This window comes from Paenibacillus sp. FSL R5-0810 (assembly GCF_038002285.1).
In the GTDB taxonomy this organism is placed as follows: domain Bacteria; phylum Bacillota; class Bacilli; order Paenibacillales; family Paenibacillaceae; genus Paenibacillus_AQ; species Paenibacillus_AQ lactis.
Window position 1 is genome coordinate 1,354,797 of sequence record NZ_JBBOCF010000001.1, and the last position, 21,917, is coordinate 1,376,713.

16 protein-coding genes and 1 pseudogene are annotated in these 21,917 nt (G+C 53.0%); 14 read left to right on the forward strand and 3 right to left on the reverse strand.

Annotation, left to right across the window (positions count from 1 at the left end; all coding sequences use genetic code 11):
* The first annotated feature begins 25 nt into the window (after nucleotides 1-25).
* The 3 genes from MKX76_RS06165 to MKX76_RS06175 are packed head-to-tail and all read left to right on the forward strand — an operon-like array spanning nucleotide 26 to nucleotide 5,342.
* Nucleotides 26-793, forward strand: a complete 768-nt coding sequence (locus MKX76_RS06165; protein WP_007130104.1) for an SDR family NAD(P)-dependent oxidoreductase — start codon at nucleotides 26-28, stop codon at nucleotides 791-793.
* An 8-nt stretch (nucleotides 794-801) separates the two neighbouring features.
* On the forward strand, nucleotides 802-2,892 hold the full coding sequence (locus MKX76_RS06170) for a heparinase II/III domain-containing protein (protein ID WP_028407273.1): 2,091 nt from the start codon (nucleotides 802-804) through the stop codon (nucleotides 2,890-2,892).
* The gene (locus MKX76_RS06175; protein ID WP_007130102.1) at nucleotides 2,889-5,342 is read left to right on the forward strand and encodes a DUF4962 domain-containing protein; all 2,454 of its coding nucleotides are present in this window, start codon (nucleotides 2,889-2,891) and stop codon (nucleotides 5,340-5,342) included. The genes MKX76_RS06170 and MKX76_RS06175 overlap by 4 nt, the downstream gene beginning before the upstream one ends.
* 1,161 nt (nucleotides 5,343-6,503) lie before the next feature.
* On the opposite strand, the gene MKX76_RS06180 is transcribed toward MKX76_RS06175, so the two are convergent.
* Entirely contained in the window at nucleotides 6,504-7,397 is an 894-nt protein-coding gene (locus MKX76_RS06180; protein WP_028407275.1) for a helix-turn-helix transcriptional regulator, read from the reverse strand.
* 233 nt (nucleotides 7,398-7,630) lie between these two features.
* On the opposite strand from MKX76_RS06180, the gene MKX76_RS06185 reads away from it, so the two are divergent.
* From MKX76_RS06185 to MKX76_RS06195, 3 genes are all read left to right on the forward strand, one after another.
* Nucleotides 7,631-8,671 carry a Gfo/Idh/MocA family protein gene (locus MKX76_RS06185; RefSeq protein WP_341033228.1) on the forward strand — a complete coding sequence of 347 codons (1,041 nt, stop codon included), beginning with the start codon at nucleotides 7,631-7,633 and terminating at the stop codon, nucleotides 8,669-8,671.
* A 23-nt stretch (nucleotides 8,672-8,694) separates the two neighbouring features.
* Nucleotides 8,695-10,374, forward strand: coding sequence for a glycoside hydrolase family 2 protein (locus tag MKX76_RS06190; protein ID WP_007130097.1), 1,680 nt, complete (start codon nucleotides 8,695-8,697; stop codon nucleotides 10,372-10,374).
* Nucleotides 10,375-10,447: 73 nt separating this feature from the next.
* Nucleotides 10,448-11,038 carry a TetR/AcrR family transcriptional regulator gene (locus MKX76_RS06195; RefSeq protein ID WP_007130096.1) on the forward strand — a complete coding sequence of 197 codons (591 nt, stop codon included), beginning with the start codon at nucleotides 10,448-10,450 and terminating at the stop codon, nucleotides 11,036-11,038.
* 91 nt (nucleotides 11,039-11,129) lie between these two features.
* Here the strand turns inward: MKX76_RS06195 and MKX76_RS06200 are convergent, their stop codons facing one another.
* Nucleotides 11,130-12,110 carry an oxidoreductase gene (locus MKX76_RS06200; RefSeq protein WP_007130095.1) on the reverse strand — a complete coding sequence of 327 codons (981 nt, stop codon included), beginning with the start codon at nucleotides 12,108-12,110 and terminating at the stop codon, nucleotides 11,130-11,132.
* A gap of 182 nt (nucleotides 12,111-12,292) precedes the next feature.
* Between MKX76_RS06200 and MKX76_RS06205 the strand changes: the two genes are divergently transcribed.
* The 6 genes from MKX76_RS06205 to MKX76_RS06230 all read left to right on the forward strand — a co-directional run bounded on the left by MKX76_RS06205 (nucleotide 12,293) and on the right by MKX76_RS06230 (nucleotide 17,433).
* Complete coding sequence (locus MKX76_RS06205; protein WP_007130094.1) at nucleotides 12,293-12,709, forward strand: Lrp/AsnC family transcriptional regulator; 417 nt, start codon at nucleotides 12,293-12,295, stop codon at nucleotides 12,707-12,709.
* A gap of 124 nt (nucleotides 12,710-12,833) precedes the next feature.
* A complete protein-coding gene (locus tag MKX76_RS06210; RefSeq protein WP_007130093.1) occupies nucleotides 12,834-14,840 on the forward strand; it encodes a Na+/H+ antiporter in 2,007 nt (668 codons plus the stop codon).
* 77 nt (nucleotides 14,841-14,917) lie between these two features.
* A complete protein-coding gene (locus MKX76_RS06215) occupies nucleotides 14,918-15,373 on the forward strand; it encodes an RrF2 family transcriptional regulator (RefSeq protein WP_028407278.1) in 456 nt (151 codons plus the stop codon).
* A gap of 125 nt (nucleotides 15,374-15,498) precedes the next feature.
* On the forward strand, nucleotides 15,499-16,137 hold the full coding sequence (locus MKX76_RS06220) for a nitroreductase family protein (protein WP_007130091.1): 639 nt from the start codon (nucleotides 15,499-15,501) through the stop codon (nucleotides 16,135-16,137).
* Between the two features lie 313 nt (nucleotides 16,138-16,450).
* Nucleotides 16,451-16,933 carry a tetratricopeptide repeat protein gene (locus MKX76_RS06225; protein ID WP_028407279.1) on the forward strand — a complete coding sequence of 161 codons (483 nt, stop codon included), beginning with the start codon at nucleotides 16,451-16,453 and terminating at the stop codon, nucleotides 16,931-16,933.
* A 152-nt stretch (nucleotides 16,934-17,085) separates the two neighbouring features.
* Complete coding sequence (locus tag MKX76_RS06230) at nucleotides 17,086-17,433, forward strand: hypothetical protein (RefSeq protein ID WP_007130089.1); 348 nt, start codon at nucleotides 17,086-17,088, stop codon at nucleotides 17,431-17,433.
* Nucleotides 17,434-17,554: 121 nt separating this feature from the next.
* On the opposite strand, the gene MKX76_RS06235 is transcribed toward MKX76_RS06230, so the two are convergent.
* Nucleotides 17,555-17,971 carry an NUDIX hydrolase gene (locus tag MKX76_RS06235; protein ID WP_007130088.1) on the reverse strand — a complete coding sequence of 139 codons (417 nt, stop codon included), beginning with the start codon at nucleotides 17,969-17,971 and terminating at the stop codon, nucleotides 17,555-17,557.
* A 272-nt stretch (nucleotides 17,972-18,243) separates the two neighbouring features.
* Here MKX76_RS06235 and MKX76_RS06240 point away from each other — a divergent pair.
* Nucleotides 18,244-20,030, forward strand: a pseudogene (locus MKX76_RS06240) (ABC transporter ATP-binding protein).
* Nucleotides 20,027-21,901 carry an ABC transporter ATP-binding protein gene (locus tag MKX76_RS06245; RefSeq protein WP_341033230.1) on the forward strand — a complete coding sequence of 625 codons (1,875 nt, stop codon included), beginning with the start codon at nucleotides 20,027-20,029 and terminating at the stop codon, nucleotides 21,899-21,901. Before MKX76_RS06240 ends, MKX76_RS06245 begins: the two are co-directional and overlap by 4 nt.
* The last annotated feature ends 16 nt before the right edge of the window (nucleotides 21,902-21,917 follow it).

Here is a 21,917-nt window from a genome sequence, read left to right on the forward strand (position 1 = left end):
TTGACACCAATCAGGAGGGATTCTTATGCAAATCAACTTATCGGGAAACATTGCCTTAATAACGGGCTCGAGCGGAGGCATCGGGCGGGCGGCCGCGATCATGCTGGCCCGAAGCGGCGCTAAGGTGGCGCTGAATTACTTGAACAGCAAGGAAGCGGCAGAAAGGGCGGTAATGGACATTCGGAGCAGCGGCGGCGAGGCGCATGCGTTCCGTGCGGATGTCACGCAGATCGAGCAAGTGGAGGGGCTCGTTCGCGAGGTGGAGAGCACATTCGGCGGCAGGATTACGATCTTGGTGAACAATGCGGGTCATTTGGTCCAGCGGCTCTCCAATGCCGAAATGACGGAAGAGCTGTACAACAACGTGATGAATGTCAATATGAAAAGCACGGTGTTCGTGAGTAAAGCGGTGATTCCCGGCATGAAATCGGCCGGAGGCGGCCGCATCGTAAATCTGACATCGGTGGCGGCCCATAACGGCGGCGGACCCGGAGCCAGCATTTATGCAGCCAGTAAGGCTGCCGTGATCAGCTATACCAAAGGATTGGCCAAGGAGCTTGCCGCAAGCGGCATTAACGTCAATGCCGTCTCCCCGGGCTTTATCGGACAAACCGCATTTCATGCCACGTTTACCTCGGATGAAGCACGGAAGGCAACGGTTCAAGGCATTCCGCTGGGGCGCGAAGGGACGCCGGATGACGTGGCGGGATCGATCCTGTTTCTCGTATCGGATCTGGCCTCCTACATAACGGGCGAAACAATCGAGATCAACGGCGGCATGTTTATGCGATGAGAGAGTTTATGGGAATTCAGGAAAAATCGCGGCGGTATGAATGGAGCCGGGAGACCCTCCGTCTGCTGAAGGCTGAGCTTGATGAGGTCATTGCGAGTAATCCGGAGGTACCAGAGGAGCCCGGCGGCTGGTGGCATCAATATGTGTGTCCCGTTCATCATACGGAATTGATCTTTGACCCGCTGGAAGCGAACGCACGAGTGTATGGCTGCCCGTATGGCTGCAGATGGGAGGGCGAGCCGTACCGGGGAGCGTGGTTCGTGTTTAAGCATCAGGCGATGGCCAGATATATCCTTCAAGCTGCCGCTGTTTACGCGGGTACGGGTGAGAGAGGATACAGCGAATTCGGCAAACATCTGCTCCTCCGTTATGCCAGGCAGTTTCCTTTATATCCGGTCCATCCGGATGCCCAGCCCTGGATGCTGAAAGGCAGGGCGTTCCATCAGGCCCTGACGGAAGCGATCTGGACGACAACGATTCTAAGAGGTTACCTGCTGCTTCGGGATGAAGGCATGCGCTTCGATAAAGCGGAGTCGCGGATCTTTAACGAGTTCCTTCACATGTTGGAGAGCAGCATGACGGAATACCATCGAGCGTTGACCCGGGAGCGGGGAAATCCGGAGAACAATTACACCGCTTGGCTTATCGCGGCGTTATTTTGTATATACGCGGTGCAAGGCGACAAGCTGAAAATGAGGGAGCTGATCCGCTGTGAGGGCGGGTTAAAGCACCATATGAGCATCGCGGTCCGGCCGGATCAGCTCGAGTTCGAGCGGAGCGTGTATTATCACGTTTTTGTTCTGCGGGCCTATCTCATTGCGGCCGAAATGGGCTCAAGACTTGGCGAGGATGTATATGCGTTGACTGGCGGAGATGGACAGTCCATGGAAGGTATGCTGACTGTACTTGTCCGCTTGGCAGACCGAAACGGCGTATTGCCGGCTTTGCACGACGGTCCTTATAAGCGGGTACCGTATGCCAGAGAAATCGCTGAAATTATGGAGATCGGCCTGACGGTGTATGAGAATGGGAGCTACCGCGGGCTGCTCGCCGCCGCTTATCGCGATATGAACGGCGAACAGGGGAGAATCGGCATGCTGGAGGCGCTCCTCTATGGTAAAAGCAGTTGGAACGGAACGATGGGCGGACCTGTGTCTGCAGCTTCCGCAGGGCCTGTAGTCTCTAGTATCATCCTTCCGCACAGCGGATTTGCGTTATTACGAACGGAGGCTCGGAACGGTATTCAGGCCCTTGTCGATTTTGGACCGCATGGCGGCTCACACGGCCATTTTGACAAACTAAATCTTATGGTTCATATCAACGGAGCACCTTTATCGCCGGATCGTGGGACCGTACCCTATGGCTCAAAGCTGAAAAAGGCGTGGTATCTTCATACAGCCTGCCATAATACGGTATCCATTGGAGAACGTTCTCAGCTCCCATCCAAAGGCGCATGCGTGCGCTATGAATCATCGCAAAGCTGCGCCTACGTTTGGCTCCGCACGCAAGAAGCCTATGAGCATGCCGTGCTGGATCGCCATTTACTGCTAACCGAAGGGTGGCTTCTGGATTGGTTTGAGGTGAAGACGGAGAAGCCGGAGGTAGTGGATTGGTGGTTTCATTATATTGGGAGCGGGAACTTGGTCGATGCCGGGGGCGATCATCAAACTCGCGACTCGGACGAGGAGCCGGAAGACGATGTTTGGCCGCGTCAACTCGGAACGGAAGATGGCTATGGTTACGTTTCGGCAAAGCTCACGCACAGATTGAGAATTAGGCGGAGACAGCTTGATTTGGGGATCACGAGCGAAACAGGCCTTAGCGCCTCCGTGTCCTTCGTTCCGTTTGAGGGCATGGAATGCGTGCAGGTGGAATCGCCTGGAACCGCGGATGATCCAAGCCGGAAGATGGAAGGGATTCTCTTGCGCATGAAAGGAGAGAGGTCCCGTTTTATAGCAGTATACCGAAGCGGAGATAGGCCCGTAGAGCTGCAATGGAAGGCTTCAAAGGAAGGCGGTCGGCTGACGCTGTCCGATGGCAAATCTATAAGAAGCTTCCGTATGACCAGCCAAGGACTGAAGGAGATGGTGCAATCATGAAGACCTTATTCGAACCGCACAGCGGGCGTCTGTCTGTGCCATATCAGCCGAACGAAGAGACCAGGCTGCTCGAAAATCCCCCGAGGTTCACCTGGATGCCGGGGCAGCTGGACAACGATTGCTATGTTCTGCAAACATCAATGTCGCCATCGTTCGAGCCGGGCGTGACGAGGACGTTCACGGACATCCCGTATAATCTGTATACGCCGGATCATGTGTTTGCCCCCGGTACGTATTACTGGAGATATGCACTGATGAACCAAAGTGAAGGGGAAGCTCCGACCGATGATCTGCGAGGACGAACCTCATGGAGCCGAATCCGTCGGTTTGAGGTGCCTGAGGGGCTCCCGGAAACGCCTCTGCCCGGCAGAGCCGACCGTTATCTGAACACTTCGGCGTCACATCCACGTCTGTGGTTGGATCGCAGCGGAATCACCGCATTCCGCGAGAGGCTGCAGCGCGAGGATGATGATTGCGGCTGGAAAGCTTTTTACGAGAAGTCGGTGGTACCCTGGCTGGAGAAGCCGCTCATTCCGGAGCCGAAGCCGTATCCGGATCATAAGCGGGTGGCGAGTTTATGGAGACAGATGTACATGGATTGCCAGGAGACGCTGTACGCGATTCGGCATTTGAGCGTGGCCGGCGTTATTTTGCAGGATGATCAGATCCTTGCAAAAGCGAAACAGTGGCTGCTTCATGCGGCAGGCTGGGATCAGGAGGGGACGACGTCGAGGGATTATAACGACGAGGCTGCGTTTAGAATGGTCGGTGCGCTCGCATGGGGCTATGACTGGCTGCATGACATGCTGTCTGCCGAAGAAATCAAGCTTGTCCGAAGCGCGTTACTGCGACGTACGGAGCAGGTTGCTTATCATGTAATGGAACGCTCTAAAATTCATCATGTTCCCTTCGACAGCCATGCCGTCCGCTCGCTATCGTCCGTGCTGGTACCCGCCTGTATCGCCATGCTGCATGAAGAGCCGAAGGCGCAGCAATGGCTGGATTACACGCTGGAATACTACGCCTGCTTATACTCCCCGTGGGGAGGAGAGGATGGAGGCTGGGCGGAGGGTCCGCTCTATTGGACGACCGGTATGGCCTTTGTTATCGATGCGTTGAATTTGATCCGCAATTATATATCGATCGATTTCTATAAACGTCCGTTCTTTGCGCGAACGGGAGATTTTCCGCTGTATTGCAGCAGTCCGGATACGATTCGGGCGAGCTTCGGCGACCAGTCCTATCTCGGGGAGCCGGTCAGCTTGAAAACAGCATTTAACATTCGCCAATTTGCGGGGATTACAGGTAACGGGTTGTATCAATGGTATTTTGAGCAGGTGGCAAAAGCCGACAAGGACGCCGATTCGAAATTTTACAATTATGGCTGGTGGGACTTCCGGTTCGACGATATGCTGTATCGGCATGATTACCCGCAGATCGAGGCGTTAGCCCCCGCTATAGCGGTGTGGGAATCAGAAGGTGAGGCTATAAGGCAGTCTGAAGCGGAGGTTATCGAAGAGCCAGAGAGGTGGAGCAAGGGAAACAATTCTGAAAAGTGGACGACCGAGGATTCAGTCAGCGGCACGGGTACGATTCGCGCCGTCAAATGGTTCCGCGACATCGGATGGGTTGCCATGCATCACCGCATGGATGATCCGGATGAGCATATTATGCTGCTGGCAAAAAGCAGTCCGTACGGCTCGATCAGTCACAGCCATGGCGACCAGAACGGATTTCTGCTGCATGCCTTCGGCGAGCCGCTGGCGATCGAAAGCGGGTATTACATTGCTTACGGCAGCACGATGCATATGAATTGGCGGCGGCAAACCCGCTCCACGAACAACATCCTGATCGATGGACATGGCCAGTATGCGGGCAAGGATAAGGTGCGCTGTATCGAGGCGAGCGGCAAGGTAGAAGAGGTCCAATCCTCACAAGGAGTCGGATATGCGCGTATGAACGCGACAGACGCTTACTTCGAGCATGTTCCTTACCTGGAGAGGTATGTGCGGGAAATCTACTTTTATGACGAATCTTATTTCGTCATTGTCGATACGGTGGACTTGGCTAAGCCGGCCCGCGTCGAGTGGCTCTTCCATACGCTGCATCGAATGAAGCTTTCGGGTCAGACCTTCAGAGTCGCGGGAATCAAGGCGGAAATGGAAGGCCGGTTCGTTTACAGTTCATCCGGCGATCTAACACTGTCGCAGCATAATCAATTTACCGGCGTTGATCCGGAGGAGATTAAAGAGCTGGACCCGCAATGGCATTTGCATGCCGAAACGAATTTGGCGAGGAGTCACCGGATTGTAACTTTGCTCGTTCCCATGAAAAAGGACGAGAACAAGTACGTCTCCTATTTTCTTGATGATCAGGATCACGGCGTTCTTCTCTATTTCACGAACGGGGACGGGAAGACAAGAAGCGTAGAGGTCCCAAAAGCATACTGAGTGAACCACGGGGCAAGTGTAGGGCGGCTCGGAGGTGGTCAACGATTGGGCGGTCATCTTGAAAGGTCGACCCGAGGCTGAAGTGAGAATGAACAGATAACTAGTATTCTGGTGATTCTGTAATTGGAATCGAGTGAGCGATGAGTTTTCTTACCGCGTGCCTCTCCCGGCGCGCGGTGTAATGATGACTGCTGCACGATGATCAGCGTCGAAGCTCGGACGACAAGCCATGCATGATGGTTTGGTGATTCGGTAACAGAAATAAGTGAGCGGAGAGTCGGTGGTTGGTGTACAGGTGAACAAGAGATTGGCAGCCTGCAGGTATGGTCCGGCGGATCGGTAATGCGGTTGTCACGAGGGCTAACAGTAACCTGGCGACTCGGCGGTGTAAGTATCGGTTCCACGGTTGTGCTTGGATACAGGTGTACAGTGCGGGTAGAAGACTGATAGCCGGTTAGTTGGTGGCTGGTGGATCGGTAATATTCGGTGTCGGAGTGCGAGTGGTCTGCACAAATACCTCATTCGATAGTAGGATGAGATTCATGGATGGAGCGTACATGTTGTAACAAAGGCTCGATGGGCAGCGAAGCGGCTGTTCCAGCGAGCCTTTGTGCGTGTAAAAGAGTAGGCTCTATTGGCGAAACTTTGCGGCGATGTGGTGAAAAGGGACTTGTCCAGGCGATAAGTAGTCCAGGCTCTCAGCAAGTCCCGAAAAGGGACTAGTGAGCGCGAAAAGCAGCTCCGCGCCCGTAGCAAGTCCCGAAAAGGGACTAGTGAGCGCGAAAAGCAGCTCCGCGCCCGCAGCAAGTCCCGAAAAGGGACTTGTAAGTGCGAAAAGCAGCTCTGCGCCCGCAGCAAGTCCCGAAAAGGGACTAGTGAGTGCGAAAAGCAGCTCCGCGCCCGCAGCAAGTCCCGAAAAGGGACTAGTGAGCGCGAAAAGCAGCTCCGCGTCCGCAGCAAGTCCCGAAAAGGGACTAGTGAGCGCGAAAAGCAGCTCCGCGCCCGCAGCAAGTCCCGAAAAGGGACAAGTGAGCGCAAATGGCAGCTCTGCGCCCGCAGCAAGTCCCGGAAAGGGACTGGTGAGCGCCCAAAAGTAACTCCCGAGCATTGCCCTCCAAAGTTACCCCCAAAAGTCCCCCCTCCAAATGACCAGCATCCCACTTATTCCGCTGCAGACCTGGACTGAGAGGGGGTCATCCCCTTGTACTGTTTATACAGCTTCGTAAAATAATTCGGATTGCTGCAGCCGACAATCCCGGCAATTTCCGTGATGGTTAAGGTGCGCTCGCGAAGCAGCTTCTCAGCCTCGTTCATCCGGGTGAGGTTGACGAAGTCAACGAAGGTCCGGCCGGTAAGCCTTTTAAACATTTTGCAGAAATGGAAGGGATTCAAGCCAACCTGCGCGGCCGCCTCCTCCACGGAGATTTTCTCGCCGATTTCGGTTTCGATCCGGCTGATCAGCTGCTTGAAACGCTCACGATTGGCAAAATACGTCTCCGCTGGCTTCTCCGCCAGATGAGAGGGCAGAAAGGCTCTTGCAAGCTCTACGAAAAGGGTGTAAAGCTTGGTTTTGGCTATCAACTGGTACGCGGGAGGACGTGAGCTTAACTCGTCGATGATTTCTTCGATCAGTCTACCGTAATCATGGATCACCGGATTGGCCTCGGACGGCTTAATAGGGAATCTCAGCTTTCCTTCGAGATACGGGGCTACATAGCGGGTATGGAGCGGGTCATGGATGAAGTCGTTGAACAGCGACCCGTTGACAACGATACAATCAAATCGAACATCCCCATCCTCGCTTGCATAGCCGACATGGAGGCAACCGCCAGGAATTATCATGACATCGCCGGGCTTCATTGCATACGGCGCCGTGTCGATATGAAAGACGGCATGCCCCTCCCGCATGCGAATGATTTCGAAGTGCTCGTGCCAATGAAGATACAGGATGCAGTCTCTACTTCGCGCGTTCGGACTAAAGTTGCGGAAGACCTGTACCGGGTAGGCCTTATAATCAAGCCTGGTGTTTTCGTGCAGCTCTTTCGGATTGGACATGGGCTCACCTCAAACCGCAAGATCAGAGTGGTAATGCACAAGGTTATATAGAGATTAACAAAAAATCTGCTTATATAATGAAGTTGCTTCATTTACAGTAAGCCAATATTCGAATGATTTCAACCGGGTGTTTATCTCAATGAGAAGTCGACTAAGGCGGGCAGATTGCCAGATCTTCTCTGCCCGGCGATGCAATGGAGCACCTAAAAATCTGATGTGGGGAGCATGAGATCATGACCAAGCCATTTAAAGTCGTTGTTGCCGGATGCGGCCATATGTCGAACACATGGGTGGACTATGCAAAAGGAAGAGCAGATACGGAAATCGTAGGTTTGGTGGATATCCAGGAATCATTCGCCCGTGCCATGGCAGACCGCCACGGCCTGGTATGTCCCGTATTTACCGATGTCACCGACGCGATCCAATCGACCGGAGCCAATGTAGTATTTGACGTAACCGTCCCTGCCAGCCACTATGCAATCAGCACGGCTGCCCTTAAGCATGGATGTCATGTTTTTAGTGAAAAACCGCTCGCTGAATCCATGCCGGAATGTCTGGAAATCGTGCGTCTAGCTCAAGAAACCGGGAGGACGCATGCCGTCATGCAAAATCGCCGCTTTGATCCGCGCATACGGGCATTTAAAGAGCTGATTGACAGCGGTTCCATCGGAAAGCCGGGTTTTATGGCAGCCGATTTTTTCCTAGGGCCGCATTTCGGCGGATTTCGGGATGTCATGGATAGCCCGCTGCTGCTGGATATGGCGATCCACACGTTCGACCAAGCACGCTTGATCAGCGGAGCGGACCCGGTATCCGTATACTGTCACGAATTTAACCCGCCGGGGTCCTGGTATGCCGGCAATGCAATGGCCGTGTGCATCTATGAGATGTCGGATGGTTCGGTGTTCAACTACCGCGGCTCATGGTGCGCGGAAGGGGTTCAGACCTCATGGGAAGCTGCATGGAGGGTGACGGGAGAGAGGGGCACCGCCATCTGGGACGGACATGACGAGATTTATGCGGAGGTTGTCGCCCCTAGTGATCAGACAGGCCAGTTTATCCGGAAATATGAGCGCATAAATGGAGTGCTCCCGGACATGGCGAAGATCGGTCATCATGGATGCCTTGAGCATATGTTCGATTCCCTGCTGAACGGGACGAAGCCGGAGACCGATTGCAGCGATAATATTTACAGCATGGCTATGGTGCTCGCCGCCCTGGAAAGCGCTAAGACGGGCCGTAAAGTGATGATTTCGGATGTGCTGGGAGCTTAATGAATCGCTGAGGAGGAATCATATTGATCAGGCTATTCAATACACATCAAATCCGTAAGATCGAGGAGCTGGAGGGGATGTGGGATTTCGCGCCTGCAGCCGCTCTAGGGGAACCCCCTGAAGCATTTCCATACAAGCTGCCCGTTCCCGGCTGCTGGGAATTGCATCCCCAATTCGGAACCTACAGGGGGACGGGGGTCTACAGAAAACGGATCAAGTTAACAGAGAAGACCCATTTACGTTTGGTTTTTAAAGGAATCAGCCACACGGCTCAAGTGTACTTTGATGGGCTACTGGTTGCCCGTCATTACAATGCGTATACCGCATTCGATGCAGTCATCCCTGATGTGGAGCCAGGGGAGCACGAGCTTCTGGTCTACTCAGACAATGCTTTCAGCGAGGCCTCCGCGCTTCACGTCCCGAACGACTACTATACGTACGGAGGAATCATCCGGCCGGTCGTGCTTGAAGAGATCGGTGATCTGTACATCGAGAACGTCATGTTCACTCCTCACAGAGAGCAAGGCAGCTGGCAAGGGCAATGGAAGGTGATCATACGCAATATCGGTCAAGTGACCAAGAAGGCTGATGTCCAGGGAAGACTGGCAGGTTCAAATTTGCCGCTGGGCAGCTGTGTGGTCGGTCCTGGCGAACGTGGAGAACTAATTGTGACGTTGCCATACCCGGATGTACAGGAGTGGTCGCTGGAGCAGCCGAATCTATACGAGCTTCGAGCTGTCCTAACGGTGGACGAATCCGACTGCGACGATTGGATCGACCGGATCGGGTTCAGAGAAATAACAACCTGTAATGGAAAACTGCTACTGAACGGCCGTGAGCTTGTGCTCAAAGGCGTGAACCGGCATGAGGACCATGCGCTGGCAGGAGCAGCGTTTCCGCTGCAGCTGATGGCAAAGGACCTTGAGCTTATCGTTGATCTGGGGTGCAATGCAGTTCGAACAAGCCATTATCCGTATGATGAACGTTTTCTGGATATGTGCGATGAACGAGGTATAGCGGTGTGGGAGGAGAACCATGCCCGGGGATTAAGCCTGGAGCAGATGATGAATCCGAATTTTGCTTGGCAGAGCGAGCAGGTCACCCGGGAGATGGTGGAGCAGCACTTCAATCATCCTTCCATTCTGATCTGGGCGGTCCTGAATGAATGCGCCAGCGATACCAAGGAAGGCAGGGTGCATTACGAGAAACAGCTGACTCTAATAAAAGAGCTGGATTCCAGCCGCCCCCGTTCCTTTGCGTCTCATCATCGGGACCGGGAGCTATGTTTTGATTTGGCGGATATCGTGTCATTTAATCTGTATCCTGGATGGTATACAGATGAAGATCCCGGCGAACTGGCGGATCAGGCAAGGGCTTGGGCCGATGCGCTCGGCGGGAGAGGAAAACCGATGATACTGAGCGAATTCGGGGCGGACGGCTTCTATGGCTTTCGAAGTCCGAATCGGGAGAAGGGCTCCGAGGAGCGGCAGGCTGATATTTTGCGCAGCAACCTCGAGGCGTACATACGACGTGACTACATTTCCGGTATGTTCATCTGGCAATTCAGCGACTGCCGGGTCACGGAAGGGCTGGGGTGGCTGCTATCCCGCTCATGCACCCGAAACAGCAAAGGCCTGGTCGACGAGTATCGTCGCCCGAAGCTTGCATATGAAACGGTAAGGGAGGTACTTAGAGAGAATTAAATATTTGACTGAGTGGTACACAAACCCTATAATCGAATCAACAAAACGATTTCATTATAGAGGGATGAGTGTTATGAGCACGAACGGAAGACCCCGCGAATTCAAGGATGAAGCGGTGATTGATGCGGCGATGGAGGTATTTTGGGAAAAAGGGTACGAAGCGAGCTCCACCCAAGAGCTGTGCGAGCGGACGGGGCTGGGCAAGGGAAGCCTCTACAATGCTTTCGGCAGCAAGCACGAGCTGTTCGAGCAGGTGCTTCGGCGATACAGTCAAATCGGTCTGGATCGCTCCATCGAGATCCTTGGCCGTCCCATTCCGGTGAAGGAGCGGCTGCGGGCGCTGTTCATATGGGCGATCGATATGGACTTTGCGGATCCGAATCACCGGGGATGCCTGGCTGTCAATGTCAGCATGGAGCGGGCCGGCCGGGATCCGATGGTCGAGCGGACCTTCGGCGAATATCTCCAGACGCTTGAGGAGCACATCATCGCAGCCATTGAGGATGGCATTCAGTCCGGTGAAATCAGCCACAAGCATTCGGCATTTCAGCTGGCACAGCTTTTTCTAAGCAGCTATTACGGTCTTCGGGTCCTTAACTCCGCCACCTTGAATCGCGACCGTGCCCTTCAAATCGTCGAGAGCACGCTGGATGTCATGTTTTAAATGTATGAATCTTTCAATATATAGCGAAGCAGGGAGCGGCTGAAATCGCAGGATTTCAAAAGCCGTTCCCTGTGCTGTTATCGATATGCAATTAAGAATGAACAAGCATTTTCTCAACAAAACGGGTATCTTCCATTAACGGCCTCCCGACAGCGATTACATCCGCTAATTGATCTACTAGAATGAAATTGGCGAAAGCTTGCGTGCGAATATTCCCGACTGCAATCACTGGAACGTTTACATACTGCTTAATCACCGATGCATATGGCAATTGGTAACCTTCCGGCGTCGCTAATGGAGCGTTCGGCACCAGCCCTCCCGAGGAAACATGCACGGCATCTATTTTGGATTCCAGGTACGTCAATGCCGTCGCCACTTCAACCGGCGTGAGTCCACCTTCCGCAAAATCGGATGCGGATACTCGCAGCTGCACCGGATACTCGGACCCTACTTCGGCGCGGATCGCCTCCAGCACCTCGATAATTAGGCGAAGCCTGTTCTCCAGACTGCCTCCGTAATGATCCTCTCTCATGTTCGATAACGGGGAAAGGAATTGATGCAGGAGGTGTCCATGGGCGGCATGAAGCTCGATTCCGTCAAAACCGGCCTCCAAGCTTCTTCGGGCTGCCAGCCGGTATCGCTCGATTTCCGTCCTAATATCGTCCAAGCTCATCGCCAAGGGGATGCCATATTCATCGTCATAGGCGATAGCGCTTGGCCCCATCAGCTTATTCGTTAGAGATGGCCAGGACTTCCGGCCGCCATGCGTTAATTGAATAAAGACGGGGGTGCCTTTCTGGTGAACCGCGTTCACGATCCGCCGAAGGGGGTCAACGTGCCGGTCAGTGAAGATGCCGATATCGTCAGGAAAAAGACGGCCGTTCGGCGATACGCCGGTCGACTCGATGATGACGAGGCTGACATCCTCGGCGCGGGCAGCGTAGTGTTTTACGTGATAATCGGTCGCATAGGCTTCAGTGGTGCCTTGGTTTTGCTGCATCGGCGCCATGATGATTCGATTCCTTAGCGTTAAGCTTCCAATCTGTATGGGATCATGTACATTTGTACTCATATTCGTATTCCTCCTTAAGTATGGATATGGATTGAATAATGTTCTTGTGGATTCATTGTACGTTTAAAGCGAATATATTTACATAAGGAATTCAAGGCATCCGGAGTGGAATGGTTAGAAAATTAAAGTTGATTCGCATCCACTGATTTGAAATTCTAATCAACTGGCAAAGGAGCGAGATGATGGATCAGATTGACCACAACATATTAAAATTGCTGGCGAACAATGCGAGAATGTCGTATTCCGAATTGGGACGGCATATCAATATGACCCAGCCGGCGGTGACGGAACGGGTACGAAGAATGGAAGAGAAAGGCATCATAAAGGCATATCGGACGATTCTTGCGCACGATAAGATGGGAAAGGGCGTTACGGCGTTTATTCTCATACAAGCCGGTTCATGCGATAAGCTGCTGGAATTTTGCAGGCAGGCAGACGAGGTTGTTGAGCTGTATCAGGTGAGCGGGCAATATAACTATCTCATGAAGATCATGACGGAATCCATGCAATCCCTTGAAGCGTTCATTATGACATGCAGCGCTTATGGACACACTTCAACGATGACCGTATTATCCTCTCCGATCGAATTTAAAGAATAGAAAGACCGGATTCATAAATTTCCATTATTCTACACAACCTATTCCGTGGCTAGGCGCGGCAGTAAACGAGCAGCGTTGTGCTCCTGAGAAAGATCGTACTGTTTGGGATGGAGGCAGATAGATAATGGAAATTTTTCTGATGATTTTAATGTTTCTCGTGCTTATCGGCATTTCTAACATGATCCACCGGTTTGTCCCATTTGTCCCCGTGCCTCTGATCCAGATCGCCCTTGGGATTGCCGCAGCATTCGTTCGGTCATTTCACCATGTCCCGCTGAATCCCGAATTGTTCATGGTTCTCTTCATCGCCCCGCTGCTATTTAACGACGGGAAGCGAACGCCTCGCAAGGAACTCTGGAAGCTCCGCTCTTATATATTGCTGCTTGCGCTCGGCTTGGTCTTTGCCACGGTTCTTATTGCCGGCCCGTTCATCCATTGGCTGATACCAACTATTCCAATATCGGCTGCTTTCGCGCTTGCGGCGATTCTTTCACCCACGGATGCCGTAGCCGTCAGCTCATTATCGGGAAGGGCCAAGCTTCCCCCCAAAATCATGCATTTGCTGGAAGGCGAAGCTTTGATGAACGATGCCTCCGGGCTTGTTGCCTTCAATTTTGCAATTGCGGCAACGGTGACCGGCTACTTCTCGCTGCCGAAGGCCGCCTTAAGCTTCTTCGTCATTGCGGTCGGTGGTTTGGCGGTCGGGGCGGCGCTTGGTTTGGCCGTCATTTGGTTCAGGATGCTGCTGAGAAGACTCGGGATGGAAGACGTAACGCTGCATATGCTTGTTATCATCTTGACGCCGTTCATCATCTATTTGATCGCCGAGGAACTTCATCTATCCGGCATTCTGGCGGTCGTTGCGGCAGGGGTTACCCATGCGGTGGAGAGAGACCGGATGCGGTCCGCCTCCATGAGGCTCCGTGTCGTATCGGATAGCACCTGGTCCGTCATTTTGTATACGCTAAACGGCCTTGTCTTTTTGCTGCTCGGACATGAAATTCCTGGGGTCATTAATCAGATTTGGAGTGATCCCGCTTACAATAACGGCCAGGTTATCGGGTATATCGTTTTAATTACAGCCGTCCTTATTCTGCTTCGGCTTGTTTGGGTATGGCTTTCTACGAACCGGAATATCAAATCGGCAGTGCTGACCGCACTGTCCGGGGTAAGAGGGGCTTTGACGCTCGCCGCCGCCTTTTCGATCCCGTTAACGCTTGCGGATGGGAGTCCGTTCCCTGAGCGGGCGCTCATTCTGTTTATTTGCGCAGGTGTTATTTTAATGACCCTTATCCTTGCCAGCAGCCTGCTTCCTTTGCTTACGCGGGAGAAGAACAAGGCGACCGCCGGGCAGGAAACCCATGATCGGGAAGCGAGAATCCGGGTCCTGGAAGCAGGCTTGCAGACGGTGCGTGAAGAGATGAATGACGAAAATAAGGAGGAAGCCCTTCAATTAATGCTCGTCTACACCCGGAAGCTTCAGCATACGAGATTAGCTGGAACGGGCGACATCCAAGGTGCCTGGAAAGCTACGATCGCAATAAGAAAAATGGGACTGGAGGCCGAGCGCGCCGTTGCTGAACAATGGTTGGGGGAAAAGCGGATTGCTCCTAGGGTTGCTGAGAAATTTATCGCCTCCTTGAACAAAGTCGAGCTGCTTCTTACGAGCCGTTACAGGCCCCGTTTAACCATAAAATCACTGTGGAGGCAGGTCATGCGTCTCTTAAAAGGAGGGGAGCGGCCGAAGCATCCTGCCATGTCGCCTGATCATCCGGATTGGGATGAGTATAAGGCGCTCAAGCTCGCAGCCATCCATGCGGCTATAGATGAGCTCGAAAGCATGGAACGAACAGAAAGACCGGCAGCATTACAGGCAGTCGTGGCGGATTACCGGGCGATGGAGCTCTACCTGTGCAATGACCGGATGTGGAGCCGTACGGTGCGCAAGATGAATAATGAGCGAAGAGAGCTGGAGCTGAAGGCCATCCAGGCGGAGCGAAATGAGATTCAAAGGCAGTTCGAGGAGGGGGAAATCGACCGGACGCTGGCAAGCCACTTCAGAATGGACGTGAATTACCGGGAAGCCAATTTGTTCGAAACGCAAGCCATGGATCAGGGCGAGAGCGTATGAAGCTCCCGCCTATTCAGCTTGAAGGGTTGTCGGCATTACGATACAATATGGAGAAAGCACTAGAAAGGGGTAGGATCATGAGTATACAAAAAGCAGCGGACAAAAAAGCGCCAATGGCCTGCCCGTCCACGTATAAAACCTTTAGTCTCGCCGTACAGGCTCTGGTAGCGCTTGAGCGCCATTCGGGCAAATGCTCGAGCGGCGACCTTGCATCTTATCTGCACTTGGAGTCCACGCTAATCAGACGCATCCTGAAGACGCTCGCCCAAGAAAATTTGATCGAATCACGAGAAGGACGAGACGGCGGCTATAGGCTGAAGAAGGACGCCCAGCAGATTACGCTGGCCGAAGTATATACGGCCCTTCAGGTCCACAGCTCGCTGAGCGACAGCATGCTGGACGCAACGGCAGGGCATTGTTTTGCCGATCAGATCAAAGAATCCTTCTCCGATATTCTGTCCGAGATTGAAGAGAACACGCTGAGTGTGCTGAGATCCCGCACGATCGCAGATATCGTCGAGCGGTCGGTATGATTTTCATTCACAAGTAATAGTTGACAATTAATTGATCGCTGAATTATGCTGTGCATAAATCATCACAGTTTACTTGCGGTATAAACTGTGCATTAATTTGCACAATATAAAATGGAGGGAATACCATGTCAACTCTAACGAAGCCTGATTTTCACACGGTTGTTGCAGAACGTCACTCGGTTCGTGCCTACGACCCAACCGTAAAGATCCCAAGAGAAGAAATGGAAGAAATTCTGAAGGAAGCATCGCTGGCACCGTCATCGAGCAACCTTCAGCCATGGCGCTTCCTCGTCATCGATAAGCCGGAGCTGCTGGAGAAGCTGCATCCGATCGCTAACAACCAGGCGCATGTGCTTCAGGCATCTGCAGTCATTGCCGTGCTCGGGGACATGAAATGGTATGAGAAGGGTGAAAAAATTTATACGATGTCCCAAGAAGCGGGGTATATGACCGAAGAGGTCAAGCAGCGTTTTATTTACACGGCGGAAAACATTTATGCCGGCATGGATAAGGATGTTAAAGAAAGCATTGTGGATGTCGATGCCGGCCTCATCTCCATGCAGCTCATGCTGGTTGCCCGCGCGAGAGGTTATGATACGGTGCCGATGGGCGGTTATGACAAAGAAAAATTTGTCGAGGCATTCCAAATTCCTTCCCAGTACCGGAGCGTTATGTTAATCGCGATCGGTAAAGCGGCGTCGCCGGCTCGTCCGACCGTCCGGCTTCCGCTTGAAGATATTGCTTTCTGGAACGAAATGAACTAATGGCTCGTGACTAAATCATCGAAGCAAAAAAACAGAGGTTTACAGTTCAGTAGACCTCTGTTTTTTATGGATGGGACGTGTTCGTTCAGTTCCCGGACGATTAAGCCTTCTTCGCGCCATGAAGGAACAGATCCACGATTTGAGCAGCCTTGAGATCGAGAGGGTAGAGGTTATGCGAGAATAAGTTAATTAGAGCGCCACCCGATTTTTAAACATAGGCTTGAGATCATGGGTGGTTTTGCTTTGACATGGGGAATGACCGATTGGTAAGATGAGGAAGCGAATGAAATGCGCAGAATCAGAGGTGAAATGGATGGAAACGCTGCAGGATGCGATCAAGCTAAGAGAAGAAGGGAAGCCGGAGCAAGCGAAGGAAATGTTGTTGACGCTTCACGGCCAAACGCCGGATGATCCCGATCTGAATTATCAGCTGGCATGGGTCCATGACATGCTCGGGCTCGAAGGCGCCGCCGTCCCTTATTACGAGAAGGCGATTTCCTCCGGGCTGGCGGGGGCGGACCGGCGCGGAGCGCTGCTCGGCTTGGGCTCCACGTATCGGACGCTGGGCCGGTATGGCAAGTCCAAAGAAGTCCTTGAGCTTGCGAAGAAGGAATACCCCGAAGCCAGGGAATTCAACGTATTTTACGCGATGACATTATACAATTTAGGAAGCTATCAGCATGCGATGGAACTGCTGCTGACGGAGCTTGCCGAGACGAGTCATGATGAGGGGATTGTGTCTTATCGACGGGCGATTTCGTTTTATGCGGATAAGCTTGATCAAGTTTGGGAATAGCATGTTGAATGAACACTACATAAATAATATTATGTAAACCAATTGTGAACAGTGATGAATATGAAATGGAAATTAAGGTTGTCTTCATTTCTCACTAAGGTTGGCCGTTTAGACTAATGATGTCACGATAGGTGATGAAAGGAGCAGCACTAATGAATAAAACAAACAACATGAACTTATGGTCGATCGGTCTTGGCAGCACGCTGCTGATGATCATGCTCGCAGGAAGTCAAAACGCATTAGGCGGACAAGCAAACGCCTTGGATTCTGCACGCAGCGGAGCCTCCGGGTATACCTTGCAAGTCGTTCAGGAAAGCCGGGCAAACGGATACGGAAACGGACTAAGCAGCGGTACCGGGACATCCGGCAATACCACTCCCGCCAAGTCTGTCCATCATGCGGATGCCGCCAATAAAGCCCAACGCGGCATTACCGGGAACGACCCAGGCAATACCGATAAACTGCTTGCCCAGGTGCTGACGATGGTCTCCGATACGTAATACCCCATACAGGAAAGAGAAAGCGGTCTGCTTTCGATTTAATGAACACTTATACTTATGCCGCCTTCCTAGAAGGCGGCCTTTAAGCATTTCCTCCAAGTCATACCGGCAAGCCCCGGGATCAATCTTCCCAAAGTCTGTTTCTGTTCATCTTGACCTGCTCAACCATGTGGCCGATATTTCCTTCCCCTGCAAACAGGGACATATCGAAGAAGTTCTGCTCCATATCGGACCAGTATAGTTCGTGTTCGTCTCCTTGCAGGTTAACATCGTTCTTTAATCTGCCTGCATAAACTTCAACATAGCAATTCTGCCAATAATATGTAAAGTCCATAACATGCTGCAGCACCACATTATCTTGCACGATGCCGGTTTCCTCCGCCAACTCCCTATAAGCCGCTTCCAATCCCGACTCGCCACGCTCGATTTTGCCGCCGACGAAACTGCTCAGCCCTTTGTACGGGTCCTTACGTCGTTTGCACATGAGCAATCGGTTCATATCCGGACTAAAAATCATAAGCACATTATATCCTTGCATAAAGGGATCCCCTTCTCTTGATCATGGTATAAGCCATCACATAATTTTCGACTGTAATTTGCAAATTCCTCTCTCGTCAATTTCGTCACCGAACAGGAACTTATGTTCTTGTAATATTTTCCCTAAGCCATTATTATTATCATATCATTGCTTAGTGACACTGAGTTAACGGTGATATGAATCGTCAGCGGCTGCTGTTATTACGGTTTAACAAGGAGAACTAGGTGATCCGGGGCTTCAAAGATCCAACAAGGGAAAGGAGATTGGAACATATGCGAACGGACCGGTTATTCCGGGCGAAGCGAAGGACGACAAGTCTCGGGATGTACAAGGAAATGCTGGTCAGGTATGTGCTGCCTCATAAAAAAATGCTTGCGAGCCTTGCCGTGCTGCTGGTACTGTCGATCGGACTGCAGCTGATCAACCCGCAGATCATCCGCTATTTTATTGATACGGCTCAAGGCGAAGGAAGCCTGACGGCATTGTATTACGCTGCAGGCTTTTTTATTGGCTTTCACTCCTGCAGCAGGGCGTATCGGTTGCAGCCGCTTATTTCAGCGAGAATTTGGGCTGGACGACCACCAACAAGCTGCGTGCCGAGCTGGCGGAGCACTGCTTGTCGCTGGACATGAGCTTCCATAAGACGCAGACGTCCGGCTCGCTGATCGAACGGGTGGACGGCGATGTCAATGCGCTCGCCAATTTTTTCTCCAGCTTTATCATCCACCTGTTCGGCAACCTGCTGTTAATGATCGGCATCCTGGTTCTCTTGTTCCGGGAGAGCTTCTGGATCGGCCTGGTCATGACAGCGTTTGTTATCGGCAGTATTTATGTCATCCAATACATACGCAGGTTTGCCATACCTGTCTGGAAACGCTGGCGGGAGCTGAATGCGGATTTCTACGGCTTCATCGGGGAGCATCTTGAAGGAACGGAGGATACCCGGGCCAACGGGGCGGCGGATTATGTCATGAACCGCTTTTTCGAACTGGCGAGGAGGATGCTGCCGGTCCGGGTGAGGGCTTTCATCGGATTTTTTCTGATGTGGAGTACAACGATTCTCGTGTTTGCGCTCGGCAATGCGGCTGCCTTTATCGTCTGCGCCTTGCTATGGAAAAACGGGCAAGGAGGGCTGACCATCGGTTCCATCTACCTGGTGTTCTACTATACGGAGCTGCTGGCGAAGCCGATCGAGAAAATCCGGACCCAGCTCGAGGACCTTCAAAAGGCAGACGCCAGCCTCATGCGGGTACGGGAGCTGCTGGCGACGGAGCCGCTTATCAAGGACGGTCCGGGAGCGCCGCTGCCTGCCGGTCCGTTGTCGGTTGAATTCCGTGATTTGACGTTTTCATACGAAGCGGATGGCCCGCCTACGCTCGAAAGGCTGAACCTGCGACTGGAGCCGGGGCAAACGCTTGGATTACTGGGGCGGACCGGCAGCGGTAAAACCACGATCGCCCGGCTGCTGCTCCGGTTCTACGATCCGCAGCAGGGAAGCATCGAGCTGGCGGGAACGGACATTCGCGCCTGCAAGCTGCAAGAGCTGAGGCGGAAAGTCGCGATGGTGACGCAAAATATCGAGATCCTTGAAGGAACGGTCCGCGATAATTTAACGCTGTTCGATGATCGGATTCCCGATCAGCGCATTCATTCAGTGTTGGAAGAGCTCGGACTGGGGGCGTGGCTTGCATCCTTACCGGAAGGGCTTAATACGAGCCTGGCGTCCGGGGGAGGCAGCTTGTCCGCGGGCGAAGCCCAGCTGCTGGCGTTCGCCCGCGTGTTCCTGACCGATCCGGGCCTCGTTATTCTTGACGAAGCTTCTTCTCGGCTTGACCCGTTGACGGAGCATCGGATCGAGGCGGCAATCACGAAGCTTCTACGGGAGAAGACTTGCATTATCATTGCTCACCGCCTGGCCACCGTGCAGCGGGCGGACCGAATTCTCATCCTTGAGAACGGGCGGACGATCGAGTGCGGGGCAAGGGCAGAGCTTGCCGCGAATCCGACATCGCGATTCAGCCGAATGCTTGCGGTGGGCGCGGAGGAGGTACTGGTATGAAAACGAGGCATTTTTTCTGGCGGCTGTTGCTTTACCGTCCGGGTTTATACCTGCTGAATTTACTTGCATGGTCGCTGATCCATATGGCTCCGCTCCTCCCGGGGCTGCTAACGAAAGCCTTCTTCGATCATTTGGAAGGCACGTACGAATTTCCGTATGGCGTCTGGGCCATCGCGGTGCTCCTGATAGGAGCGGCGCTGGCGAGGATCGCGCTAATCTTCGGCGGCTTCATGACTGACGTTCATTTTCGGTTCCGGATCGCCACCTTGATCCGGCGCAATATGCTCGCTCATGTGCTGAAGGAGCCGGGCGCACGGGCGATTCCTTGCTCGCCGGGCGAAGCGATAAGCAATTTCCGTGACGATGTTGATCAGGCGGAAGAGGCAACGAGCTGGTCCGTTGATACATTAGGGCTGATCGGCTTTGTCATTGTCGCCAGCTGGATATTGATCTCGATCGATCTTCAGCTCACCGTATTGGTGTTCGTTCCCTTAATTCTGGTCGTAACGGCTGCTCAGATTGCAACGGCAAGGATCCAGAAATACAGGGCGGCCAGCCGCGAGTCGACAGCCAAAGTTACCGGCGCCATCAGCGAAATGTTCGCGAACGTTCAAGCGATCCAGGTGGCAGGGGCGGAGAAGCGCGTCGTTGACCGTTTTGTAAGACTCAGCGAGAATCGCCGCCAATCGATGGTCAAGGATAAGCTGCTGACAGAGGCACTGTCTTCCGTCTTCACCAATTCCGTTAATTTGGGAACCGGCCTGATTCTTGTGCTGGCCAGCTATAAAATGCGCAACGGCGAATTTACCGTAGGGGACTTGTCCTTATTCGTCTATTATTTAACGTTTGTCACTCAGCTCATCTCTAATGTCGGCAACTTTATGACCTACTACAAGCAGATGGGGGTCAGCTTCAAGCGAATGGTATCGATGCTTCAAGGCGCCCCCGCGACCTTGCTGACAGCAGCCAATTATATCGGCATTGGTCGGACCAAGACCAAGCATCAGCCCGAGCGCAGACGAGCAGGGGCCCCTGACGGAGAGCAGTCTCTTACCGAAGAAAGAGCCATAGGCGGCGCCCCACAAGTTGAAGAGACCGAATCAAGCTTGAACCCGAAGCCTCCGATGATCTATGCACCGCCGCTTCAACAGCTTGAAGCGAGAGGGCTGACCTACCGTTATCCTGAGACCGGCCGCGGCATCGAGAACGTCAGCCTTAATCTGACCCGGGGGTCATTTACGGTTGTAACCGGTATGATCGGTAGCGGCAAAACCACGCTCGTTCGGACGCTGCTCGGCCTGCTTCCGGCCGAAGCCGGCGATATCCGCTGGAATGGAGAGCGGATCGATAATCCTGCGGATTTCTTCATTCCGCCGCAAAGTGCCTATACGGCGCAAATTCCTAGGCTGTACAGCGATAAGCTGAGGAACAATATCCTGCTTGGAATCGAGGAGAAGCCCGGAAGTCTGGATCGTGCACTGTATGCTGCGGTGATGGAGGAGGATATTAAGCACCTGCAGGACGGACTTGAGACGATGGTCGGTCCTCGGGGCGTAAAGCTTTCCGGCGGGCAGGCACAGCGTACCGCTGCTGCGCGGATGCTTGTCCGCGATGCAGAACTCTATGTCTTCGATGATCTATCCAGTGCGCTGGATGTCGAGACGGAGCGCAAGCTGTGGGAACGACTGTTCCGCGAGCGCAGAGGAGCTACCCGCCTTGTTGTATCTCATCGAAGGGCGGCCTTGAATCATGCAGATCATATTATCGTCCTGAACGGGGGAGTGATCGAGGCGGAAGGAACAGCCGAAGAGCTGCTGCGCTCGAGCGAAAGCTTCCGGCAGCTGTGGTATGGCGAAGAAACCGGCACTTGATGGCCGATCATGGCCG

Bases quoted from the DNA above. Each gene is read 5' to 3' on its own strand.
- MKX76_RS06165 (WP_007130104.1), top strand. From the start codon at position 26: ATGCAAATCAACTTATCGGGAAACATTGCCTTAATAACGGGCTCGAGC.
- MKX76_RS06170 (WP_028407273.1), top strand. From the start codon at position 802: ATGGGAATTCAGGAAAAATCGCGGCGGTATGAATGGAGCCGGGAGACC.
- MKX76_RS06175 (WP_007130102.1), top strand. From the start codon at position 2,889: ATGAAGACCTTATTCGAACCGCACAGCGGGCGTCTGTCTGTGCCATAT.
- MKX76_RS06180 (WP_028407275.1), bottom strand. From the start codon at position 7,397: ATGTCCAATCCGAAAGAGCTGCACGAAAACACCAGGCTTGATTATAAG.
- MKX76_RS06185 (WP_341033228.1), top strand. From the start codon at position 7,631: ATGACCAAGCCATTTAAAGTCGTTGTTGCCGGATGCGGCCATATGTCG.
- MKX76_RS06195 (WP_007130096.1), top strand. From the start codon at position 10,448: ATGAGCACGAACGGAAGACCCCGCGAATTCAAGGATGAAGCGGTGATT.
- MKX76_RS06200 (WP_007130095.1), bottom strand. From the start codon at position 12,110: ATGAGTACAAATGTACATGATCCCATACAGATTGGAAGCTTAACGCTA.
- MKX76_RS06205 (WP_007130094.1), top strand. From the start codon at position 12,293: ATGGATCAGATTGACCACAACATATTAAAATTGCTGGCGAACAATGCG.
- MKX76_RS06210 (WP_007130093.1), top strand. From the start codon at position 12,834: ATGGAAATTTTTCTGATGATTTTAATGTTTCTCGTGCTTATCGGCATT.
- MKX76_RS06215 (WP_028407278.1), top strand. From the start codon at position 14,918: ATGAGTATACAAAAAGCAGCGGACAAAAAAGCGCCAATGGCCTGCCCG.
- MKX76_RS06220 (WP_007130091.1), top strand. From the start codon at position 15,499: ATGTCAACTCTAACGAAGCCTGATTTTCACACGGTTGTTGCAGAACGT.
- MKX76_RS06225 (WP_028407279.1), top strand. From the start codon at position 16,451: ATGGAAACGCTGCAGGATGCGATCAAGCTAAGAGAAGAAGGGAAGCCG.
- MKX76_RS06230 (WP_007130089.1), top strand. From the start codon at position 17,086: ATGAATAAAACAAACAACATGAACTTATGGTCGATCGGTCTTGGCAGC.
- MKX76_RS06235 (WP_007130088.1), bottom strand. From the start codon at position 17,971: ATGCAAGGATATAATGTGCTTATGATTTTTAGTCCGGATATGAACCGA.
- MKX76_RS06245 (WP_341033230.1), top strand. From the start codon at position 20,027: ATGAAAACGAGGCATTTTTTCTGGCGGCTGTTGCTTTACCGTCCGGGT.